Source organism: Psychromarinibacter sp. S121, assembly GCF_049801035.1.
In the GTDB taxonomy this organism is placed as follows: Bacteria; Pseudomonadota; Alphaproteobacteria; order Rhodobacterales; family Rhodobacteraceae; genus Psychromarinibacter.
Genome location: NZ_JBNAGE010000003.1, coordinates 800010 through 813378, shown reverse-complemented (window position 1 = coordinate 813378; position 13369 = coordinate 800010). Strand labels below are relative to the sequence as shown.

The 13369-nt window shown below is 64.5% G+C and carries 13 protein-coding genes; 8 read left to right on the top strand and 5 right to left on the bottom strand.

What is annotated here, in order from left to right:
* Positions 1 to 4: 4 nt before the first annotated feature.
* The 5 genes from argC to ACP156_RS17680 all read right to left on the bottom strand — a co-directional run bounded on the left by argC (position 5) and on the right by ACP156_RS17680 (position 7082).
* Complete coding sequence (gene argC / locus ACP156_RS17700; RefSeq protein WP_425052682.1) at positions 5 to 1033, bottom strand: N-acetyl-gamma-glutamyl-phosphate reductase; 1029 nt, start codon at positions 1031 to 1033, stop codon at positions 5 to 7.
* Positions 1034 to 1149: 116 nt separating this feature from the next.
* Entirely contained in the window at positions 1150 to 1737 is a 588-nt protein-coding gene (locus ACP156_RS17695; RefSeq protein ID WP_425052681.1) for a hypothetical protein, read from the bottom strand.
* A gap of 126 nt (positions 1738 to 1863) precedes the next feature.
* Positions 1864 to 2676 carry a glutamate racemase gene (locus ACP156_RS17690; protein ID WP_425052680.1) on the bottom strand — a complete coding sequence of 271 codons (813 nt, stop codon included), beginning with the start codon at positions 2674 to 2676 and terminating at the stop codon, positions 1864 to 1866.
* Positions 2677 to 2691: 15 nt separating this feature from the next.
* Complete coding sequence (locus ACP156_RS17685) at positions 2692 to 3570, bottom strand: lysophospholipid acyltransferase family protein (RefSeq protein WP_425052679.1); 879 nt, start codon at positions 3568 to 3570, stop codon at positions 2692 to 2694.
* A gap of 98 nt (positions 3571 to 3668) precedes the next feature.
* A complete protein-coding gene (locus ACP156_RS17680; protein ID WP_425052678.1) occupies positions 3669 to 7082 on the bottom strand; it encodes an indolepyruvate ferredoxin oxidoreductase family protein in 3414 nt (1137 codons plus the stop codon).
* A 161-nt stretch (positions 7083 to 7243) separates the two neighbouring features.
* Between ACP156_RS17680 and ACP156_RS17675 the strand changes: the two genes are divergently transcribed.
* The 8 genes from ACP156_RS17675 (at position 7244) to grxD (ending at position 13320) form a co-directional block, all read left to right on the top strand.
* The gene (locus ACP156_RS17675; protein WP_425052677.1) at positions 7244 to 8149 is read left to right on the top strand and encodes a LysR family transcriptional regulator; all 906 of its coding nucleotides are present in this window, start codon (positions 7244 to 7246) and stop codon (positions 8147 to 8149) included.
* A 482-nt stretch (positions 8150 to 8631) separates the two neighbouring features.
* Positions 8632 to 9105, top strand: coding sequence for a hypothetical protein (locus ACP156_RS17670; RefSeq protein WP_425052676.1), 474 nt, complete (start codon positions 8632 to 8634; stop codon positions 9103 to 9105).
* Positions 9106 to 9240: 135 nt separating this feature from the next.
* Positions 9241 to 9492 carry a hypothetical protein gene (locus ACP156_RS17665; protein WP_425052675.1) on the top strand — a complete coding sequence of 84 codons (252 nt, stop codon included), beginning with the start codon at positions 9241 to 9243 and terminating at the stop codon, positions 9490 to 9492.
* Positions 9493 to 9625: 133 nt separating this feature from the next.
* Complete coding sequence (purL, locus tag ACP156_RS17660; protein ID WP_425052674.1) at positions 9626 to 11785, top strand: phosphoribosylformylglycinamidine synthase subunit PurL; 2160 nt, start codon at positions 9626 to 9628, stop codon at positions 11783 to 11785.
* A gap of 92 nt (positions 11786 to 11877) precedes the next feature.
* Positions 11878 to 12378, top strand: coding sequence for a hypothetical protein (locus ACP156_RS17655; RefSeq protein ID WP_425052673.1), 501 nt, complete (start codon positions 11878 to 11880; stop codon positions 12376 to 12378).
* Between the two features lie 61 nt (positions 12379 to 12439).
* Positions 12440 to 12685: a BolA/IbaG family iron-sulfur metabolism protein gene (locus ACP156_RS17650; protein WP_425052672.1), complete on the top strand. Its 246-nt coding sequence runs from the start codon at positions 12440 to 12442 to the stop codon at positions 12683 to 12685.
* Between the two features lie 39 nt (positions 12686 to 12724).
* Positions 12725 to 12964, top strand: coding sequence for a hypothetical protein (locus ACP156_RS17645; RefSeq protein ID WP_425052671.1), 240 nt, complete (start codon positions 12725 to 12727; stop codon positions 12962 to 12964).
* Entirely contained in the window at positions 12961 to 13320 is a 360-nt protein-coding gene (gene grxD / locus ACP156_RS17640; RefSeq protein ID WP_425052670.1) for a Grx4 family monothiol glutaredoxin, read from the top strand. The genes ACP156_RS17645 and grxD overlap by 4 nt, the downstream gene beginning before the upstream one ends.
* The last annotated feature ends 49 nt before the right edge of the window (positions 13321 to 13369 follow it).

The window sequence follows — 13369 nt, the reverse complement described above, 5'->3', positions numbered from 1 at the left end:
TGCGTTACGGATAGAGCGGCGCCAGCATCAGCCCGGCGGTCTCTTCCTCGCCCAGCATCAGGTTCGCGTTCTGGATCGCCTGACCCGAGGATCCCTTGCACAGGTTGTCCAGCGTCGCGATCACGATCGCACGGCCCTCATGCCGATCTGCAACGACCCCGACATGGCAGAAGTTCGAGCCACGCACGTGCTTCATCGCGGGGGCCGACCCGAAGGGCAGAACCTCGATGAACGGCTCGGCCTCATATGCCTTTTCCATAGCGGAATAAATGGCTTGCGGGTCGCCTTTCACGTAGGCCGTCAGCAGGATGCCGCGCGTCGCCGGGATCAGGTGCGGCGTGAACTGGATCTCGACCTTGCGGCCCGCGATCTTCGAGAACTCCTGATCGAACTCGCCCAGATGCCGGTGCTTGCCGCCCAGCGAATAGCCCAGCACGTTCTCGTCCATCTCGGCCGCAAGCAGGTGTTCCTTCAACGACCGCCCGGCTCCGGACGCGGCCGCTTTCAGGTCCACGATGATCTCGTCAAGGTCGATCACCCCCGCCGCGATCAGCGGGCGCAGCGCGAACTGGCCGGTCGCCGCGTTACAGCCGGTGCCTGCGACCAGCCGCGCGGTGCGGATTTCGTCGCGGTAGAACTCGGTCAGGCCATAGACGGCTTCGTTCTGAAGCTCGGTCGCCGCGTGCGGCTGGCCGTACCATTTCTGGTACTCGGCAGGGTCGCGCAGCCGGAAGTCGGCGGACAGGTCGACGACTTTAATGTCCGACGGCAAGTCCTTGATTACGGCTTGCGATGTTGCATGCGGCAATGCGCAGAAACAAAGGTCGATCTGCGAGAAATCGATCTGGTCGATGGTCACGAGGTCGGGCAAGTCCAGATGGCGCAGGTGCGGATACACCTCGGCCATTTTCATGCCCGCCTTGCGGTCCGCGGACAGCGCCGCGATCTTGAACGACGGGTGCGTGGCGATCAGCCGGACCAGTTCGGCCCCGGTGTATCCGGACGCGCCCAGAATGGCGATGTTGTGGGTCATGTTCCTGCCCTCGCAAAGTTATCCAGTTGATGAGCGAGCGAGGGACGGGTTTCAACCGGAATCTGCCTCGCCGCGAAGTCGTGACGGGTGCCGGGGGCTTGCCCCGGCACGGGGTGTCAGCAACGTCGGCGGCGTGCGGCGGCTGCGCCGAACAGCGCAAGCGCGCCGCCCAGCAGAAGGCCCGCGGCCGGCAGCGGCACGGGGGCCGGGTCGATCGCGTCGACAGACGCGGAGGAGCTGAAGGTGTAGGCCAGATCCTGTCCGTGCGTGAAATACAGCGCAAGGTACAGGACACCGCCGAATGCGTCGCCCAGCACGATCTCCAGGCTGTCCGTGAGGTCATAGTAGGTGGTGGCGAAGCTGCCGCCATCCTGCCCATCCCAGCCCCAGCGGAACGGCGTCTCGCTGTAGCGGATGCTGCCACCGGCGGAATAGGAGTAGTCGGCGCCCGACGGTCCTTCGAAGCTGAACGAAAGCGTCTGCGCGCCCGAAGCAAGCCCGGTCAGCAGCAGGATGTCGTACGCGTTGCCGGCGCCGGTGCCGGACACCGACGTCACGCCGTCGCCCAGAACGGTCGGCGCGGCCCAGTTGGACGAGAATTCGCCCACATCGGCTTCGGTGACGGTCACGGCGTGACCGGCCGTGGCCGCAATCGTCATAGAGAACGCCAGTGCGCACACCGGCAGGCACTTGGTACCAAACATCTCACCAATTCCTTGAAATCGTCGCGCATCCACCCGGACGCGCACTCACAGACGGCAGATAGACCCGCTCAAAGCGCCTTGAAAGCGGGACGGGATTCTACGTCGCGTAACATGGAAACAATCCGGTTACGCGGGGACGAATCCGATCTTTCGTCGAAGAAATCGGGTGGCCTGGTTCGAGACTTTCAGCGGATCGCCGGTGGTCAGGAACAACGACTCGCTGCCTTCGCCCTTCATCTCGGGATGCCGTTCAAGATAGTCGGCAAGGCTTGCTGCAACGAGGTTCGGCTGGCTGTAGACATCCACGTCCTTGCCCAGCGCGTCGCGGAACACATCCTCGACCAGCGGATAGTGGGTGCAGCCCAGCACCGCGGCGTCGGGGTCCGGCATTTTGCGCAAAAGTGCGTCAACGTGCGACCGCACAAGCGCTTCGGCAAGGATCATGTCGCCTTCTTCGATCGCGTCGACGACACCGCCACAGCTTTGCGCTTCGACGTCCACACCGATGGCCCGGAACGCAAGTTCGCGCTGGAAGGCGCGGCTGCGGACAGTGGCTGGCGTGGCGAACAGGGCCACGTGCTTCACCTTCACCTCGCGCGGGGGCGAGTTGTCGCCCCACTGGCGTTCGGTCAGCGACTCGATCAGCGGCACGAAGACGCCCAGCACCCGCTTGTCGCGGGGCACCCAGCCCTCTTGCATCCGGCGCAGCGCGGCGGCGCTGGCGGTGTTGCAGGCGAGGATGACAAGGTTGCAGCCAGCGTCGAACAGCCGCTGCACGCCCTTGGTCGTCAGGTCGTAGATGTCCTCGGGGTCGCGCACGCCGTAGGGCGTGTTGATGTTGTCGCCGTAATAAACGAAGGGCACGTCGGGCATTGCCCGCGTGACGGCGTCCAGTACGGTCAGGCCTCCCAGCCCGCTATCGAAAATCCCGACGGCCAATCCGATGCCCTGCCCTTAAGCGCGATACTTTTCCTCGAACTCAAACCCGTAGCCTGTGGATTTGAGCGGTCGTGGGGACAGGGCATACGTCCGCTGGCGAAGAAAATCCATCATGGATTTCGGATTGTCGCGATAGCGGTCGAGTTCCGCCCGCGGGATGGGTTCGCCGACTGCGATCTTGACCGGATCATCTACCCGCATCCGGAACTCGTTGATCAGCAGCGCCATGCGCAAGGTATAGTGCAAATGGCTGGCGATCTGGAACAGGCGCGAGTTGTGACCGTCAAAGTAGACCGGCACCACCGCCGCATCGGATTTTGCGATCATTTTTGCGGTAAAGCTGCGCCAAAGCGGATCCAGCGGCTGCCCGAAGGGCTTGGGCGCGGTAGCCACGGTGCCGCCCGGGAAGACACCGATGGCGCCGCCGTGCGCCAGATAGTCGAGCGCGGTCTTGCGCGTTTCGACATTCTGGCGCACCGCCTCTTTGGTTTCGTCGAAGGCGATGGGCAGGATGATGCGATTCAGTTCTTCTGCCTTGCGAAAGATCCGGTGCGCGAGAATGCGGAAGTCGCCGCGCGCAAGGCTGAGGATATGGCCCATCATGAGCCCGTCGAGAATGCCATAAGGGTGGTTCGAGATCAGGATCAGCGGGCCCTGCGCCGGAATGTTGTTCAGGCTGCCCGCGACCACGTCGAGGCTAAGACCATAGCGGTCCACCATGACCTGCCAGAAATCGCGGCCGTTCGCGACCTCCAGGTCATAGCCCCTCGCGCGCCGGATCAGGTGCATCCGCCCGGTCGCGTTCTCCAGAAGCCGGATCATCGCGCGCCCGCTTTTCGAGCGCGCCGAACTTGCGTAGCTGATGTCCCTTGCGATGTGGCGATTGAAAGCCATCCGCATTCCTTTCGGGGCTGCCTGCCTTGGGAATCGAACCCGATCCCGTAGCGGCCATCATGTAACTTCCTTGCGAAGAAACGATGACAGAACCGCGATTACTCCGCGGCCCTGCTGTACCCCTTGTCACCCTGCTTCAGCGCCTCCAGAAGTTCTTCGCGGCGCTTGGCCGCCTTCGCCTCGTTGGCCTCCTTGACCGGGCCGAAGCCCCTGATCTGCAAGGGAAGCTCCGCCAGCGCGACGGCAGCTTCGGGGTTCTTTTCTGCCTGCGTCAGAAGCAGGTTCATGTCGCCCTCGTACTGCTTGATCAGCGCGCGCTCCATCTTGCGTTCGGGCAGGCGACCGAACGGATCGAACGGCGTGCCGCGCAGGACCTTCATCCGCGCCAGCATCCGGAACCCTCGCTGCATGCCGGGGCCGAACTGCCGCTTTTCGGGCCGCCCGTTGGCGCCCTGCTTCGCCATGATCGGCGGCGCAAGGTGGTAGGACATGCGGAAGTCGCCGTCGAAGGCCTCGCGGGCCTTGTCCTCGGTCTCGAGCAACATGCGCGCGACCTCGTATTCGTCCTTGTAGGCCAAGAGCTTGTGATAGCCCTTCGCCACCGCCTCGCGCAGTTTCGGGTCGCTGAACCGCTCGACAGCCTTGCGATACTTCGCGGCCAGCCGCTTCGACTGGTACTTGGTCAGCTGCTCTGCCCGGAAGGCGATCTTCTCGTCCACCGATTTCGGCAGTTCCACCACCTTCGGATGCGACAGGCTCGCCGCCTCTTCCGGGTTCAGCACCGCCCAACGCCCGATCTCGAAAGCGCGCTTGTTGCGTTCGGCGGCAGCGCCGTTCATTTCGATCGCGCGCAGGATCGCCTCTAGCGAGATCGGCACGAAACCCTGCTGCCACGCGGCGCCGAACACGATCATGTTGGAAAAGATCGTGTCGCCCATCGCCGTCTTGGCCAGATCGGTGGCGTCGAACAGGCTCAGCTTGTCGCGGATGCGCGCCTGAAGCGCGACCGAAAGGCGGTCGGTCGGCAGGCGGAATTCGGTGTCGCGGGTGAAATCGCCCGTAATGATCTCGTGGCTGTTGACGACGGCGCCGGTACGTCCGGTCTTGGTCAGGCCCAGCGTCTTTGCGCCCGCGCTGACGACAAGGTCGCCACCGATCAGCGCATCAGCCTCGCCGGTCGCGACGCGGATCGCGGTGATCGCCTCGGGCGTCTCGGCCAGCCGGCAGTGGATGTGCACCGCCCCGCCCTTCTGAGCGAGGCCCGCCATCTCCATCATGCCCGCCGCCTTGCCGTCGAGATGCGCGGCCATCGCCATGACCGCGCCGATGGTCACGACGCCGGTCCCGCCGACGCCGGTGATGACGACGTTGTAGGTGCCGTCGATGGTGCCAATCTCGGGTTCCGGCATGTGCCCGATGTCAAGATCGACGGTCGCGGCCTTCTTCGGCGTCGCCCCCTCCAGCGTCACGAAGGACGGGCAGAAGCCATTGAGACAGCTGAAGTCCTTGTTGCAGCTCGACTGGTCGATCGCCCTTTTGCGGCCCAGCTCCGTCTCCTCCGGCACGATGGCGACGCAGTTCGACTGCACGCCGCAATCGCCGCAGCCCTCGCAGACGTCGGTGTTGATGAAGACGCGCTTGTCGATGTCCGGGAATGTGCCGCGCTTGCGGCGGCGGCGTTTTTCGGCGGCGCAGGTCTGGATATAGACGATGGCCGACACGCCCTTGTAGTCGCTGAATGTCTTCTGCACCGCGGGAAGCGCGTCGCGCTCGTGGATTGGCACGCCTTTCGGGAAGGCGGACCGGTCGACGTCTTCCTTCTCGTCATAGACCACGGCCACGTTGCGCACGCCCATCGCCAGCAGTTCGCGGACGATCTGGTCGGCCTTAAGCCCGCCATCGTTCGTCTGCCCGCCGGTCATGGCGACGGCATCGTTGTAAAGGATCTTGTAGGTGATGTTCGTTCCGGCCATCAGCGCGAAGCGGATCGCCAGCATGCCCGAGTGGTTGTAGGTCCCGTCGCCAAGGTTCTGGAACACGTGCTCGGTCTTCGAGAACGGCGCCTCGCCCACCCAGTTCGCGCCCTCGGCGCCCATATGTGTGAAGCCGCTGGTCTCGCGGTCCATCCACTGCACCATGAAGTGACAGCCGATACCCGCATAGGCGCGGCTTCCCTCGGGCACCTTGGTCGAGGTGTTGTGCGGGCAACCGGCGCAGTAATACGGCAGGCGCGATGCGATCTCTTCAGCGTTGTCGGCTTTCTTGGCGTCGAGAATGGCCTGAACGCCCGCCTTGATGCGGTCGGTGCCACGCCCCTCCTCGATCAGGATGTCGCCCAGCTTTTCGGCGATCATCACCGGGTCCAGCGCATAGCGGGTCGGGAACAGTTCGTCGCGGTGCATGCCGCCCGCGCCGCCCTTGTACCAGCCATAGACACGGCGGCCGCGCCGGTCGTCGAAGATGGCTTCCTTGATCTGCACTTCGATCAGCTTGCGCTTTTCCTCGACCACGACGACCAGGTCCAACCCCTCGGCCCAATCGTGGAAGGACTTCATGTCCATCGGCCAGGTCTGGCCCACCTTGTAGGTGGTGATGCCAAGGCGCTCTGCCTCTGCCGCGTCGATGCCAAGCAGCGACAGGGCGTGGACAAGGTCCAGCCAGTTCTTCCCCGCCGCGACGAAGCCGATCTTCGCGCCCGGCTTGCCCCAGACGCGTTTGTCGATCTTGTTGGCGTGCGAGAACGCTTCGGCCGCGAAGCGTTTATAGTCGGTCATCCGCGCTTCCTGCGGAATCCAGTGATCGCCCAGCCGGATGTTCAGCCCGTCCGCAGGCATGTCGAATTCCGGGATGACGAAGCTCATGCGGTCCGGGCTTCCGTCCACGACGGCGGTCGCCTCGACGGTGTCCTTGATCAGCTTGAGGCCCGTCCAGAGCCCCGAGAACCGGCTGAGCGCATAGGCATACAGGCCGAAATCCATGATCTCCTGCACGCCTGCGGGCGACAGCACGGGGATATAGGCGTCGACGGCGGCCCAGTCGGACTGGTGGCACACGGTCGAGCTTTCGCCGGTGTGGTCGTCGCCCAGCGCCATGATCACGCCGCCGTTCTTCGACGAACCCGCCATGTTGGCGTGGCGCATCACGTCACCCGAGCGGTCGACGCCGGGGCCTTTGCCGTACCAAAGCCCGAAGACACCGTCGAACTTGCCCTCGCCGCGCAGTTCCGCCTGCTGGGTGCCCCAAAGGGCGGTGGCGGCAAGGTCTTCGTTCAGACCGGGCTGGAACTTGATGTCGGATGCCTCGAGCACGTCCTTGGAGCGCGCCATCGTCATGTCCACCGCGCCCAGCGGCGACCCACGATATCCCGAGACGAAGCCCGCCGTATTCAGCCCGGCGGCCTGGTCGCGGGCCTTCTGCATCAACAACAAACGTACCAGCGCTTGCGTCCCGTTCAGGAGTACGGGTGACTTTTCAAGGTCGAACCGGTCGTGAAGGGTCACGTCCTGGCGCATTGCTGGGTGCCTCTCGTTTAGCTAGAATTTAAGGGTATCATAGGTCACACAGACTGACCTACAAAATGAATTTACCGGTTGCCCCGGACGGCTGTTCCCGCCTAACCCCTCGGTAACCATACTGCTATATTGAGACTGTAACAGGGTCGGCCCGCAAAAAAATGGACTGGGACAAGCTAAGAATATTTCACGCGGTGGCAGATGCCGGCTCGCTCACGCATGCCGGGGAGTCGCTGCATCTCAGCCAGTCTGCCGTCTCGCGGCAGATCCGGGCGCTTGAAGAGAGCCTGAATGCCACCCTTTTCCACCGCCACGCGCGGGGACTGATTCTCACCGAACAGGGGGAGCTTCTGTTCGATGCGACCTCTGCCATGGTGCGCCGCCTCGACACGGCAGAAGCGCGGATCCGCGACTCGAAGGAAGAAGTGTTCGGCGAATTGCGCGTGACGGCGACCACCGGCTTCGGGTCGCTGTGGCTCGCACCCCGTCTGCCGACGCTATATTCCAGCTATCCCGATCTGAAGATCGACCTGATGCTGGAAGAGCGGGTGCTGGACCTGCCCATGCGCGAGGCCGACGTTGCCATCCGCATGAAGGAGCCCAGCCAGGCCGACCTGATCCGCCGCCGTCTGATGGGCGTGCGCATGCGGCTTTACGCGTCGCCGAAGTACCTCGAATCCGCCGGGACGCCGAAACGGATGTCGGACATCGCGATGCACCGGCTGATCTGCCAGAACCCGACCTCGCATCAGGTGTCCGCCGGGGTCAGCCTGATCTCGCAACTGATGACGCATGACGTGCGCTCGTTGCTGACGGTGAACAACTACTTCGGCGTGCTGCAGGGCGTTCTCAGCAACCTCGGCATCGGCGTTTTGCCCGACTATCTGCTGGAAGACTTCCCGGAGATGGTGCGCGTGCTTCCGGATATCGAGTCGAACGAGGTGCCGGTGTTCCTCGCCTACCCGGAGGAACTGCGTAACTCCAAGCGGATCGCGGCCTTCCGCGACTTCGTGACGGAAGAGATCATCGCCTACCGGAAACGCCGCACCGACGAGGATGCCGGCTGACGCAGGATACACATGCACAGGCCACATAGCGGCCTTGCGTCGCATCGTTCACAAACTGCTTGATCGGCAGGCACTGCGGGCATATCTGCACATCGAAGACGCGGCGGCCCGATTTATTCACCCCGCTTCTTTACCTCCCTGTTGGACTTGGCCGGGCGTTTCGCCCGGCCTTTTTTTTCGCGCAGCCGAATGAGTCGGCGTTTGTCGCGCACCCGAAACCGCGTCATCGCCGACGCTCAGGCTTTCATCGTTTGGTGGCGTGCCACCCGCGGAATGCCGCCACCGGCGATCAAATCCACGAAACGCACGTAGCGGCAGCCACGGAACTTGCAGGTTTCTGCTGATCGGATCCGGCCGATTTGGCGCGTTATCGCCGCGCCGCGGCGGGCAGTCTTGCGGCGACGCCCTTCTGCGACAGATGCATTCGGACACGGCGGATCCGCATGGGTCCGACAAACCGGAAACAGCCAAGGAGGCTATCGATGAATACCGGCAAGACCATCCTCTGCTCTACCGCACTCGCAACTCTTCTCGCGGGCGCCGCCGTCGCGCAGACGCTGACCGACACCGCAGGCGACACCGCCGAGACGACCGGCGACGTGCTGGCCCAGACCGCGGACACGACCGACGAGGCCGTCACCGGCACCAGCGAAGCGATCGACGACGCGGTGGCCGCCACCGAAGAGCCGATGGAAGGCACCGGCATGGACGCCACCGCCGAGCAGGGCATCGTCCTGTCCGCAGACGCCGAGCCGATCGGCACCGTGCAGGAAGTCCAGACGCTGGCCTCGGGCGAGACGGCCCTTGTGATCGCACTGGACGAAAGCCTTGAGCTGCCGGTCGATCACGTCCGCATCGCGGCAGAAGCCGAGGCCGACGGCTCGTACGAGCTGGCCATGTCGCGCGCGCAGTTCATCAACGCGGTGAATGCGCAGTTCCAGGCGCAAACCAACTGATCGCGCAGCACGCTGACCGGGGCCAGTTAGGCCCCGGTTAATCCGTTTTTGCGAGAACCTACGGGAATCACGTCTGATTCCACCGCTGGCCCCCTGTGATTGCGGTGCAACTGGAAGAAATCCGGAGGTTCTCACATGAACGGAAAACTGTTGGTCCACCCTGTGCTGTTCGCATGCCTTGTCGCTGGCGCTGCCGCCGCGCTGGAAGGCGGTGCAACCGTTGGCAACGCGGTGGAACCCGCAAGCCTGCTGCCCAGCGCGACCGCGGACGCCATGCTGCAATCCGAACCGACCTCGGGCCTTGCCGATGTCGCCGGCGCGGCGCTTGCCATCAAGACGGTCGCATCCGCAGGCTACCTGCCGCCCTCGTCCACCCGGCTGAACTGATGCACCGGCGCGGTGTGGCGCCTTCCTGCGCCCTGCCGTGCTGCCGCATCTTTCGTTTCCTGCCGCCCTGCCCTAAAAGCCCCCGCAACGGACCGCCCGACGGTCCGCACGGGGCCAGAGCCGGGGGACGACCATGCAGGAACCGCAGATTACCGATGATCTGATCGCAGCCCACGGGCTGAAGCCGGACGAATACGACCGCATTCTAGAAATCATCGGCCGCGAGCCGACATTCACCGAACTCGGCATCTTCTCGGCGATGTGGAACGAACACTGTTCCTACAAGTCGTCCAAGAAATGGCTGCGCACCCTGCCCACCGACGGCCCGCAGGTCATCTGCGGCCCGGGCGAAAACGCCGGTGTCGTCGACATCGGCGACGGTCAGGCGGTGGTGTTCAAGATGGAAAGCCACAACCACCCTTCGTACATCGAACCCTATCAGGGCGCGGCGACCGGTGTGGGCGGCATCCTGCGCGACGTGTTCACCATGGGCGCGCGTCCGATCGCGGCGATGAACTCGCTGTCCTTCGGCCAGACCGACCACCCCAAGACCAGGCAGCTTGTACATGGCGTGGTCGAAGGGATCGGCGGCTATGGCAACGCCTTCGGCGTGCCGACCATCGGCGGCGAGGTTCGGTTCCACCCCGCCTATAACGGCAACTGTCTGGTCAACGCCTTCGCGGCGGGGCTCGCCGATGCCGACAAGATCTTCTATTCCGCCGCCTCGGGCGTCGGCATGCCCGTCGTCTATCTTGGCGCCAAGACCGGCCGCGACGGCGTCGGCGGCGCGACCATGGCCTCCGCCGAGTTCGACGATACCATCGAGGAAAAGCGCCCCACCGTTCAGGTCGGCGACCCCTTCACGGAAAAGCGCCTGCTGGAAGCCTGCCTTGAACTGATGACCACCGGCGCCGTGATCTCGATTCAGGATATGGGCGCGGCAGGCCTGACGTGTTCGGCGGTCGAAATGGGCGACAAGGGCGGTCTGGGCGTCAAGCTGACGCTCGATGCGGTGCCCCAGCGCGAAACCGGCATGACCGCGTACGAGATGATGCTCTCGGAAAGCCAGGAGCGGATGCTCATGGTGCTGAACCCCGAGAAGGAAGACATCGCCCGTTCGATCTTCGAGAAATGGGACCTCGACTTTGCCATCGTGGGCGAGACCATTGCCGAGGACAGGTTCCTGATCGTCCATGGCAACGAGACGAAGGCCGACCTGCCGCTGTCGAAGCTGTCCTCGACCGCGCCGGAATATGACCGCCCGTGGAACGCGACCGAGCCGGCCGAACCGCTGGCCGATGTTCCCGGCATCGACCCCATCGACGGGCTGAAGGCGCTGATTTCCAGCCCGAACTACGCGGCGAAGCAGTGGGTCTATGAACAATACGACAGTCAGGTGATGGCCGACACGGTCCGCGCTCCGGGTCTGGGCGCCGGAATCGTGCGGGTGCATGGCACGCCGAAGATGCTGGCCTTCACCTCGGACGTGACGCCCCGCTATGTCCGCGCCAACCCCGAGGAAGGCGGCAAGCAGGCGGTGGCGGAAGCCTATCGCAACCTGACCGCCGTCGGCGCGACGCCGCTGGCCACCACCGACAACCTGAACTTCGGCAACCCCGAGAAGCCCGAGATCATGGGCCAGTTCGTCGGCGCCATCAAAGGCATCGGCGCCGCCTGCGCGGCGCTTGGCACGCCCATCGTGTCGGGCAACGTGTCTCTTTACAACGAGACCGACGGCACCGGCATTCTGCCCACCCCCACCATCGGCGCGGTCGGGCTGATCGCGGATGACGACCACCTGATCGCGGGCGAAGCGCGCGAAGGTCACGTGGCGCTTGTGATCGGCGAGACGACCGGCCACCTTGGCCAATCGGCGCTTCTGGCCGAAGTGTTTAACCGCGAGGACGGCGACGCTCCGCATGTCGACCTCGACGCCGAGAAGCGGAACGGCGACTTCATTCGCGACAACCGCGCCTTCATCAAGGCCTGTACCGACCTGTCGGACGGCGGCCTTGCGCTGGCCGCGTTCGAAATGGCCGAGGCTGCGGGCGTCGGCGTCACGCTGGACACCTCCGACACCGCGGAATTGTTCGGCGAGGATCAGGCGCGCTATCTCGTCGCCTGCAACTTCGATCAGGCCGAGGCGCTGATGGTCGCTGCCGGTCAGGCCGGGGTGCCCATCGCCACCGTGGGCCGCTTCACCGGCGCCGATGTCAGCTTTGGCGGCACCGCCGCCCCGCTGGAAGAACTGTCGGCGATCTACCGCGGCGCCTTCGCGGACGTGCTGGCCTAGGCGATGCGCTGCGTCCGGCCAGTCTTTGGCGCAACCACTTCGTCCGGGCGGGGCATTGCCTTCGGCCGGACGGCGCACGGGCGGGCCTGCGGATGACCGAGCTTCCCGACCTCACCGCCGATTGCGACGCCTGCGCCGCGCTGTGCTGCGTGGGTCTCGCCTTTGACGAGGGCGACGACTTCGCCATCGACAAACCGGCGGGCCTGCCCTGCCCCAACCTCGACCGCCACACCTGCACGATCTACGACAACCTCGAAGGCGAAGGCTTTCGCGGCTGTGCCGTCTACGACTGCGAGGGCGCGGGCCAGCGCACGGTCGCGGTCCACGGTGGGAAAAGCTGGCAGGACGAGTTGCCGCTGCTGGCCCCGATGCTGGAAACCTTCCGCCACCTGCGCCTGATCCACCAGCTTGTCGGGCTGCTGGACACCGCCCGCCTGCTGCCGCTGGACGAGGACGAGGAAGAGCGCCATCTCGAGCTGATGGAAGCGCTGTGCCCGGACGAGATGACGCCCGAAGCGGCGGAATCCATCGCCGGAGGGGCGCTTCCCCGCGAGGTTCAGGGCTTCCTGCGCAGCCTCGCCCACCATGTCTGAGCCCTTGCGGCTTTGATGCACGACGAATACATCTGACATCAGGAAGACCGGAGACGACCCAATGGCGATGCAGGCACAGGAAATCGAGGACCTGATCCGCGAGGCATTCCCCGCGGCGCAGATCACCATCACCGACATGGCCGGTGACGGGAACCACTATGCCGCCGAGGTGATCGACGAGAGCTTTCGCGGCATGAACCGTGTCCAGCAGCAGCGGGCCGTCTATGCCGCGCTGAAGGGCAAGATGGACGGTGCGAACGGCGAGTTGCACGCGCTGGCGCTGACCACCAAAGCGCCGGCTGACTGACGGCGGCCCGGTCGGGAGGCGGCGATGGAGCCATGGCTTTTGATCGTCATCGCCGCGATCGCCTTCTATGCGATCGGTCAGAGGCTTCGCAATCCCGGGTCGTCCGCCCTGCGGCGCGCGCACCGGCCCAAGACAGACAAGACCGGCCCCGAGTGGACTGACGGCGACGCGCCCGACATCCGGGGGACCGACGAGAAGACGGAAGACACCTACAAGCCCCGCCCGACCTACGGAGCGGCGCGCTACAGGACCAGAAAAGACGAGAGGAAACCGCGATGAGCGCCGAGACCCAGATCAAGGACACCGTGACCAGCAACGACGTCGTGCTGTTCATGAAAGGCACCAAGACCATGCCCCAGTGCGGTTTTTCCAGCCGCGTGGCTGGCGTGCTGAACTTCATGGGCGTCGAATATGCCGACGTGAACGTGCTGACCGATGACGAGATCCGCCAGGGCATCAAGGACTATTCCGACTGGCCGACGATCCCGCAACTGTACGTCAAAGGCGAGTTCGTCGGTGGCTGTGACATCATCACCGAGATGACCCTGTCGGGCGAGCTGGACAAGCTTTTCGACGACAACGGCGTCACTTACGACAAGGATGCGGCCGAGAAAATCCGGGCTGCGAACGCCTGAACCGGTACCCGGGTGCAACCTAAGGTTGCGTCTTTGGAAACACACTATT